A 16498-nucleotide genomic window follows, 5' to 3' on the forward strand; every position below is an offset into this window, starting at 1 on the left:
AGTCCCCTATATAGAAAGTCGAAAAACACTGGCCGGCATGGGGCGGGCGCAGTGTAAAACCTGAAAGTGACGATTATCCGTGTTCAGGGATAGACCCTTCCTACGGGAACGAGTTTAGAAAGCGAATTGCAAAAAATCGCGATGCAGTCTTCAGCCGCCGGACTTTTTCGCTTTGAAGCCCTGTTTGATCAGCTCGGCCAGTAACAGCTCGACATGATCGCCCTGGATTTCGATGACCCCGTCTTTCAACGCGCCGCCGGTTCCGCAGCGGCGCTTGAGCGTGCTGGCCAGATCCTTTAGCTGTTCCAGGGGCAGCGGCACGCCGCTGATGGTCGTCACCGTCTTGCCGCCACGGCCCTTGCTTTCGCGGCGCACGCGAGCAATGCCATCGCCTTCGGGGATGAGCGTCTGTTTGCAGATGCAGGCATCTATGGGTTTGCTGCAGTCCGGGCAATGCCGGCCTGCATCAGTGGAGAACACCAGGCCACCCAGGGCGGCGAATGATGCGGCTTTCTTGGCCACTTTTGATCCTCTACGGTGAGGATAAAAACTGGTCGACGCCCCTGGCGGGGTACCGACCGCGAAGCCCCACTCTGGCAGGGGCAGCGCAACTGCCGCATGAAGCGTGCGGCAGCCTTAAAAGGCCGCGCAGTGTAACGATAAATGTCGCGAATGCTAAGTACAAAACTGCGCCATTTTGCATGTGATTCGCGACGTCAGGCTTGACGGTCGATGTAGCGCTGCAAAGCGGCCAGTGAATCGGGGCAATATGGCTGTTGCCGGCTGTCGGCCAGGGCCTGATCGACGGGGATGAAGCGCGCCTCGCTGACCTCCTCCGGTTGCAGGCGCAAAGGCCCGTCCCAGACGGCCGAAAACACTGCACACCAGAGCCGGTTGCCGGGCTGGTCGAAGAAAAAGCACTCGTGGGCGGTGAGTTCGACCCCACCCACCCCGAGCTCTTCTTCCAGTTCGCGGGCCGCCGACTCGGCAAAGCTTTCATCGGCCTGGACCATGCCACCGGCGGCGACATCCCAGTAACCCGGGTAGATCGCCTTGCTCTCGGTGCGCCGGTGCACGCACAGCTCACCAACGGAATTGAACAGCAGGATGTAGGTGCCGCGCCCGATCAGCCCGCGTTCGCGTAGCTCGGCGCGGGGCAAGGCGCCGAGCAACCGGTCGTTTTCGTCGACCCAGGCGATCCGTTCGCGATCGGAGGCAGCGCGGTGCGCCGCCTCCTGCTTGGAGATCGACACCGGATCAGCCCTGGGTCAGCAGTTGACGCAGGTCGATTACCGCAGCGTTGGCCCGCGAAATGTAGTTAGCCATTACCAGCGAGTGGTTGGCCCACATGCCGAAGCCACTACCGTTCAGCACCATCGGGCTCCACAGCGGTTCCTGCGAGGCTTCCAGCTCACGGATGATCTGGCGCACGCTGACCGTGGCGTTCTTCTTCGCCAGCACATCGGCGAAGTCGACCTCGATGGCGCGCAGCAGGTGCGACAGCGCCCAGGCCTGGCCGCGGGCTTCGTAGAACACGTTGTCGATCTGCAGCCACGGAGTCTCGACCACTTCTTCGTCAAGTTGCGGCACCTGGCCCGGCAGCACCGATTCGGTCTTCAGGGTGCTGTTGAGCTTGACCCGGCCGACGCTGGCCGACAGCCGCTGCGACAGCGAACCCAGGCGAGTGGCGACGTCACCCAGCCAGTTGTTGAGGTTGTCGGCGCGGGTGTAGAACAGTGCGCCCTGCTGATCCGGCGAGGACAGGCGGTTCTGGTAGCGGGTCAGCGAGTTGATGCCTTCCTGGAACTCGGATTCGCTCGACGGCAGGATCCAGCTCTTGTTGTCGAAGTTGAAGCGCGGCTCGGCCTTGGCCAGATCGGCGTCTTCGGTGGACTGCGACTGCGAGCGGGCGAAGTCCTTGCGCAGGGCGCGGCTCAGGTCACGCACCTGGACCAGCACGCCGTATTCCCAGCTGGGCATGTTGTCCATCCACAGGCCTGGCGGGAAGCGGTCGTTGGAAATGTAGCCACCGGGCTTGTTGAGCAGGGTACCGGCCACGGTCTTGAGGGTTTCGATGGTGGTGTAGCCGACAACCATCTGCTTGCCGGTCTTTTCTGCAGCCGCCTGGGCGTTCTGCTGCACCGGGAACAGGTCGGGCTCGGCGCTCCAGTACCAGCCCAGGCCCACGCACACCAGCAGGTACAGGCCGATCAGCGAGCCCAGGGCACGGCTGAACAGCAACCCGCCGAAATAACTGCGGGTAGCGGCAGTGCGCGGTTCGACCCGCTCACGCGCCTCGGCTTTGCCTGTACGGTTTTTCCAGTCCAGCATGGCGTTGTCCTTTCAGTCACGTCGGTTCAAGGGGTTCGACCGCAACCCCCGGGCTTCGTGCCAGCGCGATGGGCATTTTGTGCCGCGCGCCACCTGCCGGGGTCGGCAAGTATCGCTGCACTATAAATCAAGCACGGCGCTTCGCATAAGCGACTATTGGGTCAGCAAATGAATAAACGGACTTGTACAGTTAATTGATACAAGGCACTCGATTGCCGGGAAAGTGGTGCTAGCATAGAGCCATCACTCGACCTCAGCCTCACCCTTATAAGTAGTCAGGACATGACCGAGCCAGAAGACCCCAGTCGTGAGCGCCTCAAGCAACACTTTGCCCAGCGGGTCATCCATCAGGCCCGGCAAATCCTAGAGATCTGGCAGCGCCTGCAGCGCAGCGAGTGGTCCACTGGCGACCTGGGTGAGCTGTGCGAAGCCAACCTGCGCCTGCAACGCTATGCCGAGCGCTTCGAGCAGCCCGAGCATAGCCAGCTGGCCGAAGCCATCGGTCATGCCCTGGAGGCGGTCGAGGCCAACAGCGCGCGCCTGAGCAGCCAACTGATCAGCGAACTCAACCGGCTGATGCAGCGCCTGTCGCGCACCGGCCTGCGCCAGGGCGACCAGCTTGAGCAAGTACCGCTGCCGCCGCTGCGCAAGCCGGTGTACATCATGCTCCAGGACCACGACCGCGCCGAACGCCTGGCCCAGCAGCTGGAATTCTTCGGCTTGGGTGTACAGGCCTTGTACAGCGCCGCCGCCTTCCAGGCGACCATGAGCGAGCGACTACCCTCGGCGATCGTCATGGACGTCGACTTCACCGGCCCCGGTGTCGGCCTGCAACTGGCCGCCCAGGCCCAGCAGGGCCTGGAACAGCGGGTGCCGTTGCTGTTTTTCAGCCTGCACGAAACCGATACCCCGACCCGCCTGGCCGCCGTGCGCGCCGGCGGCCAGGAATTTCTCACCGGCACCCTGGAGGCCTCGAGCCTGCTGGAGAAAGTCGAGCTGCTGACCAGCGTCACCCAGTACGAGCCTTTCAAAGTGCTGATCATCGACGACTCGCGGGCCCAGGCCCTGCACACCGAGCGCCTGCTCAACAGCGCCGGGATCGTCACCCGCACCCTGATCGACCCGATCCAGACCATGGCCGAGCTTGCCGACTTCCAGCCCGACCTGATCATCCTCGACATGTACATGCCCGCCTGCACCGGCACGGAGCTGGCCAAGGTGATCCGCCACAACGACCGATATGTCAGCGTGCCGATCATCTACCTGTCGGCCGAGGACGACCTGGATAAACAGCTCGACGCCATGAGCGAAGGCGGCGATGACTTTTTGACCAAGCCGATCCGCTCGCGGCACCTGATCACCACCGTGCGCAACCGCGCTGCCCGTGCGCGCAATCTCAAGGCGCGCATGGTTCGCGACAGCCTCACCGGGCTGTACAACCACACCCACATCCTGCAACTGCTCGAAGACTGCAGCTTTCGCGCGCGCCGCGAAGAACAGCCGCTGAGCTTCGCCATGCTCGATATCGACCACTTCAAGAAGGTCAACGACAGCCACGGCCACCCCATGGGCGACCGGGTAATCAAGAGCCTGGCGCTGTTTCTTAAACAGCGCCTGCGCAAGACCGACTTCATCGGCCGTTATGGCGGTGAAGAATTCGCCATCGTCATGCCCAACACCGACCTGGGCTCGGCGCACAAGGTGCTCGATGAAATCCGTCGGCGCTTTGCCGAGATCCACTACCCGGCCCAGCCCCGCGACCTGTCCTGCACCTTCAGCGCGGGGATTGTGCAGTTGAGCGAAGGCCTGGATGCCCTGAGCATGGCTACCGCCGCCGACGAGGCGCTGTACCGGGCCAAGGGTGCCGGGCGCAATTGCGTACAGCGGGTTGAAGCATAAAGGCAATGTGCCAGTTTTTTTTCACCGACCTGCCCGCTTCGTCATAACCTGGTCATAAAAACGCAATAACTTCAGGCGCTTACCATTCGGCCGTTGGTAGACACCGGACATGCGCCTGAAGCTGCTCACCAATTTCAATACCCTGTTGCTGGTTACCGTGTGCATCGCCCTGGGCGCGACCCTGTGGTGGTCGCAGCGCGCCCTGGAGCGCCCCTATCTATTGATGGAGCGCTACCTGTCGCTGTCGCAGCAATTCCAGAACCAGGCGGCACGCAATATCCAGGACTACCTGAGCAGCGGCGACGCCCTGCGCCATGCCACGGCGCTGCAGGCCACCGCAGCCTTGCAGGGCGAACTCGAAAAATTGCCGGCAGACCTTTCGGCGCGCCTGCGCCCGAGCCTGGACAACCTGCAGCGCTTCACCGCCAACGAACTGCTTGGCGCCGGCAAACTGGCCGGCGATCCCCAGGCCCTGCTGCTCCAGGCCGAACGCGAACTGGGCGCCAGCCTCGAACAACTGGCCAACTATGCCCAGAGCAGCACCCGTGCCGACGCCGGGCGCTACGCCCCGGCGCTGTTCAATGCCTCCCTGCATCTGTCGCGGCTGTCCCTGGCCCGCGACAAACTGGTCAGCAGCGGCCGTAGCGAACTGGCCGACGAAGTCGAGCGCGAACTGCAGCAGATTGCCGCCCAGGCCCAACTGCTCGATCAGTTGCCGCTGCTGGGCGTGACCGCCGCCAACGCCTCGAGCGCCGATGACTTTGCCGCCCTGATGGGCCTGGAAACCCAGGCCAGCACCGAGGCCGAAGACAACGGTGTGGCGCTCAAGCGCGAGCTCAACAGCCTGATCAAGCGCTACCCGGGCGAACTGCAGCGTACCCGCGAGCAGATCCAGCAGCGTAGCGCACTGGCGAGCAGCACCTTCGAGCGCATCGCCGCCGTACAGCAGGCCATCGCCGAGCTTGAACCCAGTGTGCGCAGTCAGCATGCCGCCATTCAGGGCGAAGTGCGGGTGATCCAGGGCCTGATGATCGGCCTGATTCTGCTGATCGCCCTGCTCATCGACACCCTGCAACGACGCCTGGCACGGGTGCTGACCAACCTGGCGCCGGCGCTGTCGTCCTGGGCTGAGGGCGACTTCAGCCAGGCCATTGCCCTGGGCAGGAGCAACCGTGAAATGCATGACATCCAGGACTCGCTCAACCGCCTGCGTGTTTATCTGGTCGAGCTGGTCGGCACCATCCGCCACAACGCCGAGCAGGTCGCCGGCAGCAGCCATGCCCTGGCCGGCATGAGCAGCGCCCTGCACGATGGCGCCGAACGCCAGGCCGGCGATACCGCGCAGATCCGCGATGCCCTGGGCGAGCTGGAGGCGACCATCCTCCAGGTGGCCGGCGATGCCAGTCAGGCTGCCGACGCCAGCCACGATGCCGGGCGGGCGGTCGAGCAAGGCCAGGCAGTGATCGGCCAGAGCCTGACCGGGCTGCGGGCGCTGGTCGACGAGGTGCAGGGCAACGCGCAGAGTATCGAACAGTTGGCCGAAGAGTCGGCAACCATCGGCGGCGTGCTGACGGTGATCCGCTCGATTGCCGAACAGACCAACCTGCTGGCCCTGAATGCCGCGATCGAGGCGGCGCGGGCCGGAGAAATGGGTCGTGGGTTTGCCGTGGTCGCCGAAGAGGTGCGCTCCCTGGCGCAACGCACTACCGGCGCTACCGGTGAGATCCAGACGTTGATCGGTCGCTTGCAGCAGGCTGCTCGTGAATCGGTTGAAGGCATGCGCGCCCAGCTCGAACATGCGCAAATCACCGCCGATCAGGCCCAGGCCGCGGATGGCGCGCTGGATGAAATTGTCGCGGCGATCCAGACCATCTCTGCCACGGCGGTAAGGATTGCCGATGTCACCGCCCAGCAAAGCGGCGCGGTGAGCGAAATTCGCGATCACAGCGAGCGGATTCATGGGTTGGGTGAAGACAACTTGCAGCGTATTGGTGAAGGCCGTGAGCAGGGTGAGCAGTTGCTCAGGCTGGGGGGAGAGCTGAATACGGCGGTGCGGGCGTTTCGACTCTGATCCGAGACGGTGGCGCCACCATCGCCGGCAAGGCCGGCTCCCACAGGGGATGTGTGTACTCCGAACCTGTGGGAGCTGGCCTTGCCAGCGATGCAGGCGCCGCGCAACTGCACGTAGCGGCTCAGTCCGTTATCATGCAGGCACTTTTGTCCTGCGAGACCGCCATGCGCCGCCTGCTTTGCCTCCTGTTTCTGCTCCTGGCCTTGCCCGCCGTCGGCGCTGGCCTGCTCGACAATCGCCCCAGCGCCACCCTGGGCGCAGCGTCGCTGAACAACAGCGCCGATTTTCTGCCGGTGCATGAAGCCTTCAAGCTGAGCCTGGTGCAGGATGAAGGACAAACCCTGAAGCTGCGCTTCGTCGCCGCCGACGGCTACTACCTGTACCGCCACCGTTTCCAGTTCCGCAGCGAACCTGCCGACATCGCCCTGGGTACCGCGCAGATTCCGCCCGGTGAAGCCAAGCACGACGAGTTCTTCGGCGATGTCGAGGTCTACCACGGCATCCTCGACATCGAGATCCCCCGCCCGGCCAACGAACAACGCCCCTTCACCCTGCTGGTGGGCTACCAGGGCTGCGCCGACAAGGGCCTGTGCTACCCGCCGGAAACCGCACGACTGAGCATCGATGGCGCCGCCGGCAGTGCGACGCCAGCCGCTGACGCCGCCGACAAAGCCGGTTGGGACTGGAAAAGCCTGCTGCTGTTCTTCCTCGCCGGCGTCGGCCTGACCTTCACGCCGTGCGTGTTGCCGATGCTGCCGATCCTCTCCGGCGTGGTGTTGCGCGGCCAGGTCGGCGGCGTGCGCGGGTTTGCCCTGTCGCTGGCCTATGTACTGCCAATGGCCGCCTGCTTCGCCCTGCTGGGCGCGCTGATGGGCCTGTTCGGCGCCGGCCTCAACCTGCAGGCGCGCCTGCAGTCGGCCTGGGTGCTGGTGCCGTTTTCGCTGTTCTTCGTGCTGTTCGCCCTGGCCATGTTCGGCCTGTTCGAGCTCAAGCTGCCCCATGCCATCAGCAGCCGCCTGGAGCGCCTGGTGGGCCAGACCAAGGGCGGTTCGCTGATCGGTGCGGCGATCCTCGGGGTGTTCTCCAGCCTGCTGGTATCGCCGTGCGTGTCGGCGCCACTGGCCGGCGCGCTGCTGTATATCAGCGCCAGTGGCGACGCGTTGGGCGGCGCGCTGAAACTGTTCGCCCTGGGCCTGGGCATGGGTGCGCCGCTGCTGCTGATCGCCACTGGCGGCGCTGCCTGGCTGCCAAAAAGCGGACCGTGGCTGGTGACGGTGAAAAACGCTATCGGCGTACTGTTGCTGGGCCTGGCCATCGGCCTGCTCAGCCGCGTGCTGCCGGGGCAGGTTACGCTGTTGCTGGTCGGCCTGCTGGCCGCCGGTACCGCGGTGTTCCTCGGCGCCCTGGAGTTCACCGTGAAAACCACCCGCCAGCGCCTGGCACAACTGCTTGGCCTGGCTCTGCTGTTCTACGCCCTGGCCTGCTGGTACGGTGCCTTGAGCGGGCAGACCGACCCGCTGCGTCCGCTGCCTCAGGCTGGGATTGCCAGCACCGGCGCAACCTCCCAGGCCAGCAGCGCCAGCGACTGGCAGACCATCACCACCCCGGCGGCGCTGGACAGCGCGCTGGCCGCAGCCAAGGCCGCCGGCCAGCCGGTGCTGCTGGACTGGTATGCCGACTGGTGCATCAGCTGCAAAGTGATCGAGCACGAAGTACTCAATGCTCCGGCGGTGCAGCCGCAGCTCAAGGATTACAAGCTGTTGCGCTTCGATATTACCGAGAGCAATGCCGAGCAGCGTGCCCTGCTCGACCGCTACCAACTGTTCGGCCCGCCTGCGCTGCTGTTCTTTGCCGCGAACGGCAGCGAAATCAGCGCCGATCGGCTAGTTGGCGAGATAAACGCCGGCGAATTCGCCGAGCATCTGACGCGCATTCGCGCCGATCTGGGTCTATAACTTCCTCTGGCCGCTAAAAAGCCGGCTTCGATGACCGAAATTAATAAACTAGTCACATATTTAGCGTGAATATCGGTCATCGTGCTGGCTATTGCCGGCAACTGGACAGTGCCCGCCGGTTTACGGCATAGTCGCCGCGCAAAGTTTCCTAACGATAAAAAGGAACCACAGATGGCAACGCTACTGGTGCTCCACGGCCCCAACCTGAACCTGCTCGGCACCCGCGAACCGGGCGTCTATGGCGCCGTGACCCTGGCCCAGATCAACCAGGACCTGGAGCAGCGCGCCCGCGCCGCCGGCCATCACCTGCAGTACCTGCAAAGCAATGCCGAGTACGAATTGATCGACCGTATCCACGCGGCGCGCAGCGAAGGCGTGGACTTCATTCTGATCAATCCGGCGGCTTTCACACATACAAGTGTCGCATTACGTGACGCGTTGCTGGCGGTGAGCATCCCATTCATCGAAGTGCATCTGTCCAACGTGCACAAACGCGAACCTTTTCGCCATCACTCCTACTTCTCTGATGTCGCCGTAGGAGTGATTTGCGGCCTGGGCGCCACTGGCTACCGCCTGGCCCTGGAGTCTGCCCTGGAACACCTGGCTGCTAACGCAAAGCCCTGATGACGAGAACCTGGCCTGTAAGGCCGGGGCTCACAAGAAACGTTTGCTAACACGTTTTTATATTTACGCCCCTGACCGAACCTTGGGAGTTGATGATTAATGGATATCCGTAAAGTCAAGAAACTGATCGAACTGCTGGAAGAGTCTGGCATCGACGAGCTGGAGATCAAGGAAGGCGAAGAATCCGTACGGATCAGCCGCCACAGCAAGACTCCAGCCCAGCAGTACTACGCTCCGGCTCCAGTCGCCGCTCCTGTTGCCGCACCAGCCGCCGCCCCGGCCGCTGCCGCCGCTCCAGCCGAAGCCGCCGCACCAAAACTGAACGGCACCGTTGCCCGTTCGCCAATGGTCGGTACCTTCTACCGCAAAGCCTCGCCTGCCTCGCCAGCCTTCGTTGAAGTCGGCCAGACCGTGAAGAAAGGCGACACCCTGTGCATCGTCGAAGCCATGAAGATGATGAACCACATCGAAGCTGAAACCAGCGGTGTGATCGAGTCCATCCTGGTAGAAGACGGTCAGCCGGTTGAGTTCGACCAGCCGCTGTTCACCATCGTTTGAACCGCGGAGAGCCAACGATGTCTGCGAAGCTGGAAAAAGTCCTGATTGCCAACCGCGGGGAAATTGCCCTGCGGATCCTGCGTGCCTGCAAAGAGCTGGGCATCAAGACCGTCGCCGTACACTCCACGGCTGACCGCGAACTGATGCACCTGGGCCTGGCAGACGAGTCGGTCTGCATCGGTCCGGCTTCGGCCAGCCAGTCCTACCTGCACATCCCGGCGATCATCGCCGCGGCCGAAGTGACCGGCGCTACCGCCATTCACCCAGGCTACGGTTTCCTCGCGGAAAACGCCGACTTCGCCGAGCAGGTCGAGAACTCCGGCTTTGCCTTCATCGGCCCGAAAGCCGACACCATTCGCCTGATGGGCGACAAGGTATCGGCCAAGGACGCGATGATCAAAACCGGCGTTCCGACCGTACCGGGTTCCGACGGCCCGCTGCCGGAAGACGAAGAAGAAGCCCTGCGCATTGGCCGTGAAGTCGGCTACCCGGTGATCATCAAGGCCGCCGGTGGCGGTGGTGGTCGCGGCATGCGCGTGGTGCACAAGGAAGAGGACCTGATCGCCTCGGCCAAGCTGACCCGCACCGAAGCCGGCGCCGCGTTCGGCAACCCGATGGTCTACCTCGAGAAGTTCCTGACCAACCCACGTCACGTGGAAGTCCAGGTCCTGTCCGACGGCCAGGGCAATGCCGTGCACCTGGGTGACCGCGACTGCTCGTTGCAGCGCCGCCACCAGAAGGTACTGGAAGAAGCACCGGCTCCAGGTATCGACGAGAAAGCCCGCCAGGAAGTCTTCAAGCGCTGTGTCGATGCCTGCATCGAGATCGGCTACCGTGGCGCTGGCACCTTCGAGTTCCTCTACGAAAACGGCAGTTTCTACTTCATCGAAATGAACACCCGTGTTCAGGTGGAGCACCCGGTTTCGGAGATGGTCACCGGTATCGACATCGTCAAGGAGATGCTCAGCATCGCCGCTGGCAACAAGCTGTCGTTCACCCAGGATGACGTGGTGATTCGTGGTCACTCCCTGGAGTGCCGGATCAACGCCGAAGACCCGAAGAAGTTCATCCCGAGCCCAGGCACGGTCAAGCATTTCCACGCCCCGGGTGGCAACGGCGTTCGCGTCGATTCGCACCTGTACAGCGGTTACGCGGTTCCCCCGAACTACGACTCGCTGATCGGCAAGCTGATCACCTACGGCAAGGACCGCGACGAAGCCATGGCGCGCATGCGCAATGCCCTGGACGAGATCGTCGTCGACGGCATCAAGACCAACATCCCGCTGCACCGCGACCTGGTGCGTGATGAAGGTTTCTGCAAAGGCGGCGTCAACATTCACTATCTGGAACACAAACTGGCTAACCAGGAGTGATTCGGCAGTGATGTAAAAAAGACCCCGGTCCCGTGACCGGGGTCTTTTTTTGGGGCTCCCACAGGGTTCCCACAAACCCCTCGTACTCAAGTAAACTGGCGGGCTTCTCGCAGCCTCGGGCTGCCCCTGTAGATTTTTCCAAAGGTGCCCGCCATGCCTTGGCTGCAAGTACGTCTGGCCATCAGCCCGGAACAAGCCGAAACCTATGAAGATGCCCTGCTCGAAGTAGGCGCCGTTTCGGTCACCTTCATGGATGCCGAAGATCAGCCGATCTTCGAACCGGACCTCAACACCACCCCGCTGTGGTCGCATACCCATCTGCTGGCACTGTTCGAAGCCGATACCGACGCCAGCGCGGTGTTCGCCCACCTGCAGTTGCTGACCGGCGCCGAACTGCCGGAGCACCAGGCCGAAGTCATCGAGGACCAGGACTGGGAACGCAGCTGGATGGACAACTTCCAGCCGATGCGTTTCGGCCAGCGCCTGTGGATCGTGCCAAGCTGGCATGCGGCGCCCGAGCCCGAGGCGGTCAACCTGCTGCTTGATCCGGGCCTGGCCTTCGGCACCGGCACCCACCCAACCACCGCCTTGTGTCTGGAATGGCTCGACGGCCAGGACCTGAACGGCACTCAGGTGCTCGATTTCGGTTGCGGTTCAGGCATCCTCGCCATTGCCGCGTTGCTGCTGGGCGCCCGCGAAGCGGTCGGTACCGACATCGACGTGCAGGCCCTGGAAGCCTCGCGCGACAACGCCGGGCGCAACGGCATCGCCGACGAGAAATTCGCCCTGTACCTGCCCGAGCACATGCCGGCCATGCAGGCCGACGTGCTGGTTGCCAACATTCTGGCCGGCCCGCTGGTATCGCTGGCCCCGCAACTGTCCGGGCTGGTACGTCCGGGTGGCCTGCTGGCGCTGTCGGGGATTCTCGCCGAACAGGGTGGTGAAGTCGCCGCGGCCTACGCCAAGGACTTCGACCTCGACCCGATCGCCGTACGCGATGGCTGGGTACGCATCAGTGGTCGCCGCCGCTAAGTGCGCCTAGAATAACCTTCTGCATAACCCGGACCGCCGCATGACCGACAGTTTCGTCACCCAGTGCCCGCATTGCCAGACCAGCTTTCGCGTCAGCCACAATCAGCTGAGCGTGGCCCGCGGTGTGGTGCGTTGCGGCGCCTGCCTGCAAGTGTTCAACGCCGCCCGGCAACTGCTGGAGCAAAGCGCGGCGCAGAACCCGCCTGCGCAGCCGGCGCCGGTCGAGCCTGTGGTGGAGCCCGCGCAAGCGCCCAGCCAGCACGAGTGGAGCGCCGCAGAACTGGACCTCGACCAGCTCGATCTGGATCAGGAACTGGCGCGCCTGGAACAGCGCGAAATCCAGCCGACGACCGAGTTCAAGGCCGCCGCCCCGCGCGAAGACAGCCTCAGCGCGCACCGCGACAGCCCCGAGCAGGACGACCAGCACTGGCCCGACAGCCTGTTCAGCAGCCCGGCCTCCGAGCGCGAACAACTCATTGCCGAGCTCGACGAGCCACAGCCACCGCTGATCGAACAGGAAGCCCTGGACCTCGCGCCGGCACCGGGCGAGCGCACCGAGCCTTCGCTGTCGCTGGATGTACTCGACGACGATCTCGATGCCCCGGCACCACCCGCGCAGCCGCTGCATGCCGATGATGACGAACTGCCCGGCGAACGTTTGTCGGCCCGGGAGCCTGACGACGACCTGGACAGCCCCGAGCCTGAGCTGGTCGAACGCCGCGAACCAGGCCTGGGCCCGAGCGGCCGCCGCGCTGACCGCAAGGAGCCGCTGCTCGACCTGGTCGACGACCCGATTCAGCTCGGCTGGCAGAAACCCAAGGTCAACTGGGGCAAGCGCCTGCTGTGGATCTTGCTGATCCTGCTGGCTGCCGCGGCGCTGGCCGGCCAGTACATCTGGTACCAGTTCGACGAACTGGCCCGCCAGGACCGTTACCGTCCATGGTTCCAGACGATCTGCCCGACCGTCGGTTGCCAGGTGCCGTCGCGGGTCGACATTGCCCGGATCAAGAGCAGCAACCTGGTGGTGCGCAGCCACCCGGACTTCAACGGTGCATTGATCGTCGACGCGATCATCTACAACCGTGCGCCCTTCTCCCAGCCGTTCCCGCTGCTGGAACTGCGCTTTGCCGACCTCAATGGCCAGTTGATCGCCAGCCGCCGCTTCAAGCCCACCGAGTACCTCAGCGGCGAGTTGGCCGGCAAGGGCGAAATGCCCAGCCAGACGCCGATCCACATCGCCCTGGACATCCTCGACCCGGGCCCCAAGGCAGTCAACTACAGCCTGTCATTCCGGTCCCCGGAATAACAGGCGAGCGGCAAGCTGCAAGCTTCAAGCCACAAGGAAAAGCAGCCCCATACGCTGATCCGTTTTTACTTGCGGCTTGAAGCTTGCAGCTTGAGGCTTAAAGCCAACTGTTCAGATTTTATCCAAATCCATCTTTATCCGGTCACCGAGAGCGGGTATCATGCCAACCCTTTTTCGAACTCTAATGATCCGGCCCCACAACAGGGAACTCCTATGTCGGCGGTACGCATCGGCCCATACACACTGCAGAACGCCCTGATCCTCGCGCCGATGGCCGGGGTCACGGACCAGCCCTTTCGTCAGTTGTGCCGGCGAATGGGTGCAGGCCTGGTGGTGTCGGAGATGGTCAGCAGCGACATGAGCCTGTGGAACAGCCGCAAGTCGCGCCTGCGCATGATTCACGAAGGTGATCCCGAGCCACGCTCGGTACAGATCGCCGGTGGTGACGCGCAGATGCTCGCAGCAGCGGCCCGGGCCAATGTCGAGGCCGGCGCACAGATCATCGACATCAACATGGGCTGCCCGGCAAAAAAAGTCTGCAACAAGGCCGCAGGCTCTGCTTTATTGAAAGATGAAGCCCTGGTCAGCGAAATCCTCCACGCGGTGGTTGCCGCCGTGGACGTGCCGGTCACGCTGAAGATCCGTACCGGCTGGGACAGGGCCAACAAGAACGGCCTGACTGTGGCGAGGATCGCCGAGCAGGCCGGGATCCAGGCACTGGCGGTACATGGACGCACACGCGCCGACCTCTACACCGGTGAAGCCGAATACGACACCATCGCGGCGATCAAGCAGGCGGTGTCGATCCCGGTTTTTGCCAATGGCGATATCACTTCGCCAGAAAAGGCCCGGGCGGTGCTGGATGCCACCGGGGCCGACGGTCTGCTGATTGGCCGGGCTGCCCAGGGGCGGCCATGGATCTTTCGCGAGATCGAGCATTACCTGCGCACCGGCGAAAAACTGCCGGCGCCGCAGCTGAACGAAGTGGAACGAATTCTGCTGGAGCACCTGACCGCGTTGCACGCCTTCTACGGCGATGTGATGGGCGTACGTATCGCCCGCAAGCACGTTGGTTGGTACCTGGCAACGCTACCGGGCGCCAAGGAGTTTCGCGCCCAGTTCAACCGTTTGGAAGACACGCAAGCGCAGTGCGCCAACGTTCGCAGCTTCTTCAGCGAACGTGAACAGAGCCTTGAGACAGAGGACGGACAAGGGGTGGCCGCATGACGATGATGACCGAGACTTTAGTGAGTGGAACAACGCCCGTGAGCGACAACGTCAACCTGAAACAGCACCTGAATACGCCGAGCGAAGAGGGTCAGACCCTTCGCGGCAGTGTGGAAAAGGCGCTGCACAACTATTTCGCCCATCTTGAGGGCGCGGCCGTCACGGACGTGTACAACCTGGTGCTCTCGGAAGTCGAAGCGCCGTTGCTCGAAAGCGTAATGAACTACGTCAAGGGTAACCAGACCAAGGCCAGCGAGCTGCTCGGGCTCAACCGCGGCACCTTGCGCAAGAAACTCAAGCAGTACGATTTATTGTAAGCAAGCATCCAAACCAGAAAAGGCGGCTCCCATTCGATGAGGTCGCCTTTTTTGCTGACTCCACCGCGTTATGGAATCTGAAATGACCGACCAGACTACCCGCCTGCCGATCCGCCGCGCCTTGATCAGCGTCTCCGACAAGACCGGGATCCTTGAATTCGCCCGTGAGCTGCAACAGCTCGGCGTCGAGATCCTGTCCACCGGCGGCACCTTCAAGTTGCTCCAGGACAATGGCGTTGCCGCGGTGGAAGTTGCCGATTACACCGGCTTCGCTGAAATGATGGACGGCCGGGTCAAGACCCTGCACCCGAAAATCCACGGCGGCATCCTCGGCCGTCGCGGTACCGATGACGCCATCATGGCCGAACACGGGATCAAGCCGATCGATCTGGTCGCGGTCAACCTGTACCCGTTCGAAGCCACCATCTCCAAGCCTGGCTGTGACCTGCCGACCGCTATCGAGAACATCGACATCGGCGGCCCGACCATGGTCCGCTCGGCGGCCAAGAACCACAAAGACGTCGCCATCGTGGTCAACGCCAGCGACTACGGCCAGGTTCTGGAAAACCTCAAGGCCGGCGGCCTGACCTACGCCCAGCGCTTCGACCTGATGCTCAAGGCGTTCGAGCACACCGCCGCCTACGACGGCATGATCGCCAACTACATGGGCACCGTGAACCAGGCTGCCGAGAGCCTTTCGACCTCCGGTCGCAGTGAGTTCCCGCGCACCTTCAACAGCCAGTTCGTCAAGGCCCAGGAAATGCGCTACGGCGAGAACCCGCACCAGAGCGCGGCGTTCTATGTCGAGGCCAAGCCTGCCGAAGCCGGCATCGCCACCGCCGTACAGCTGCAGGGCAAAGAGCTTTCGTACAACAACGTGGCCGATACCGACGCCGCGCTGGAATGCGTGAAGAGCTTCGTCAAGCCGGCCTGCGTCATCGTCAAGCACGCCAACCCGTGCGGCGTGGCCGTCAGCCCGGACGCCGAAGGCGGTATCCGCCAGGCCTACGAACTGGCCTATGCCACCGACACCGAGTCGGCCTTCGGCGGCATCATCGCCTTCAACCGCGAGCTGGACGCTGAAACCGCCAAGGCCATCGTCGAGCGCCAGTTCGTCGAAGTGATTATCGCCCCGAGCGTCAGCGACGAAGCTCGCGCCGTAGTGGCTGCCAAGGCCAACGTACGCCTGCTGGCCTGCGGCGAGTGGTCGGCTGAACGTGCCGCTGCCTGGGACTTCAAGCGCGTCACTGGTGGCCTGCTGGTGCAGAGCCGCGACATCGGCATGATCACTGCGGGCGACCTGAAAGTGGTCACCAAGCGCGCGCCGACCGAGCAAGAGATCCACGACCTGATCTTCGCCTGGAAAGTGGCCAAGTACGTCAAGTCCAACGCCATCGTCTACGCCAAAAACCGCCAGACCATCGGTGTCGGCGCCGGCCAGATGAGCCGCGTCAACTCCGCCCGTATCGCGGCAATCAAAGCCGAGCACGCTGGCCTGCAGGTGCAGGGCGCGGTCATGGCATCGGATGCGTTCTTCCCGTTCCGTGATGGCATCGACAACGCTGCCAAAGTGGGCATCACTGCGGTAATCCAGCCGGGTGGCTCGATGCGCGATGCCGAAGTCATCGCAGCCGCTGACGAAGCCGGCATCGCCATGGTCTTCACCGGCATGCGTCACTTCCGGCACTGAGTGAAGCAGCGACAAGCTCCAAGCTGCAAGCTGCAAGAAAAAGCGCATCGAGTCGCATCCTCTTGCAGTTGCAGCCCCTTAAATTTCAGAGTTGCAAGCTACGCAAAGGGCAGCA

Annotated in this window: 14 protein-coding genes; 11 read left to right on the plus strand and 3 right to left on the minus strand. The window is 63.3% G+C overall.

Annotation, left to right across the window (positions count from 1 at the left end; translation table 11 throughout):
• Positions 1–150: 150 nt before the first annotated feature.
• The 3 genes from ABM562_RS00255 to ABM562_RS00265 all read right to left on the minus strand — a co-directional run bounded on the left by ABM562_RS00255 (position 151) and on the right by ABM562_RS00265 (position 2331).
• Positions 151–522, minus strand: a complete 372-nt coding sequence (locus ABM562_RS00255) for a translation initiation factor Sui1 (RefSeq protein WP_010221702.1) — start codon at positions 520–522, stop codon at positions 151–153.
• A gap of 194 nt (positions 523–716) precedes the next feature.
• A complete protein-coding gene (locus ABM562_RS00260; RefSeq protein WP_460420429.1) occupies positions 717–1253 on the minus strand; it encodes an NUDIX hydrolase in 537 nt (178 codons plus the stop codon).
• A gap of 4 nt (positions 1254–1257) precedes the next feature.
• A complete protein-coding gene (locus tag ABM562_RS00265; protein ID WP_115088962.1) occupies positions 1258–2331 on the minus strand; it encodes a DUF2333 family protein in 1074 nt (357 codons plus the stop codon).
• A 282-nt stretch (positions 2332–2613) separates the two neighbouring features.
• Between ABM562_RS00265 and ABM562_RS00270 the strand changes: the two genes are divergently transcribed.
• From ABM562_RS00270 to purH, 11 genes are all read left to right on the plus strand, one after another.
• Positions 2614–4230: a response regulator gene (locus ABM562_RS00270; protein WP_115088963.1), complete on the plus strand. Its 1617-nt coding sequence runs from the start codon at positions 2614–2616 to the stop codon at positions 4228–4230.
• Positions 4231–5521: 1291 nt separating this feature from the next.
• The gene (locus ABM562_RS00275) at positions 5522–6301 is read left to right on the plus strand and encodes a methyl-accepting chemotaxis protein (RefSeq protein WP_415842512.1); all 780 of its coding nucleotides are present in this window, start codon (positions 5522–5524) and stop codon (positions 6299–6301) included.
• Positions 6302–6465: 164 nt separating this feature from the next.
• Positions 6466–8256: a protein-disulfide reductase DsbD gene (locus ABM562_RS00280; protein ID WP_115088965.1), complete on the plus strand. Its 1791-nt coding sequence runs from the start codon at positions 6466–6468 to the stop codon at positions 8254–8256.
• A gap of 171 nt (positions 8257–8427) precedes the next feature.
• A complete protein-coding gene (gene aroQ, locus ABM562_RS00285; RefSeq protein ID WP_045182308.1) occupies positions 8428–8880 on the plus strand; it encodes a type II 3-dehydroquinate dehydratase in 453 nt (150 codons plus the stop codon).
• A 99-nt stretch (positions 8881–8979) separates the two neighbouring features.
• Positions 8980–9438, plus strand: coding sequence for an acetyl-CoA carboxylase biotin carboxyl carrier protein (gene accB, locus ABM562_RS00290; protein ID WP_093376528.1), 459 nt, complete (start codon positions 8980–8982; stop codon positions 9436–9438).
• Positions 9439–9455: 17 nt separating this feature from the next.
• A complete protein-coding gene (gene accC, locus ABM562_RS00295; RefSeq protein WP_038997371.1) occupies positions 9456–10811 on the plus strand; it encodes an acetyl-CoA carboxylase biotin carboxylase subunit in 1356 nt (451 codons plus the stop codon).
• A 153-nt stretch (positions 10812–10964) separates the two neighbouring features.
• Positions 10965–11843, plus strand: a complete 879-nt coding sequence (gene prmA / locus ABM562_RS00300) for a 50S ribosomal protein L11 methyltransferase (RefSeq protein ID WP_460420432.1) — start codon at positions 10965–10967, stop codon at positions 11841–11843.
• Between the two features lie 40 nt (positions 11844–11883).
• Positions 11884–13149 carry a DUF3426 domain-containing protein gene (locus ABM562_RS00305; RefSeq protein ID WP_233673517.1) on the plus strand — a complete coding sequence of 422 codons (1266 nt, stop codon included), beginning with the start codon at positions 11884–11886 and terminating at the stop codon, positions 13147–13149.
• A 213-nt stretch (positions 13150–13362) separates the two neighbouring features.
• Positions 13363–14376 carry a tRNA dihydrouridine synthase DusB gene (gene dusB / locus ABM562_RS00310; protein WP_460420434.1) on the plus strand — a complete coding sequence of 338 codons (1014 nt, stop codon included), beginning with the start codon at positions 13363–13365 and terminating at the stop codon, positions 14374–14376.
• A complete protein-coding gene (fis, locus tag ABM562_RS00315; RefSeq protein WP_003186237.1) occupies positions 14373–14693 on the plus strand; it encodes a DNA-binding transcriptional regulator Fis in 321 nt (106 codons plus the stop codon). Before dusB ends, fis begins: the two co-directional genes overlap by 4 nt.
• Before the next feature lie 82 nt (positions 14694–14775).
• On the plus strand, positions 14776–16383 hold the full coding sequence (gene purH / locus ABM562_RS00320) for a bifunctional phosphoribosylaminoimidazolecarboxamide formyltransferase/IMP cyclohydrolase (protein WP_134064463.1): 1608 nt from the start codon (positions 14776–14778) through the stop codon (positions 16381–16383).
• Positions 16384–16498: the final 115 nt, after the last annotated feature.

It is taken from the genome of Pseudomonas sp. ZL2, assembly GCF_054788455.1.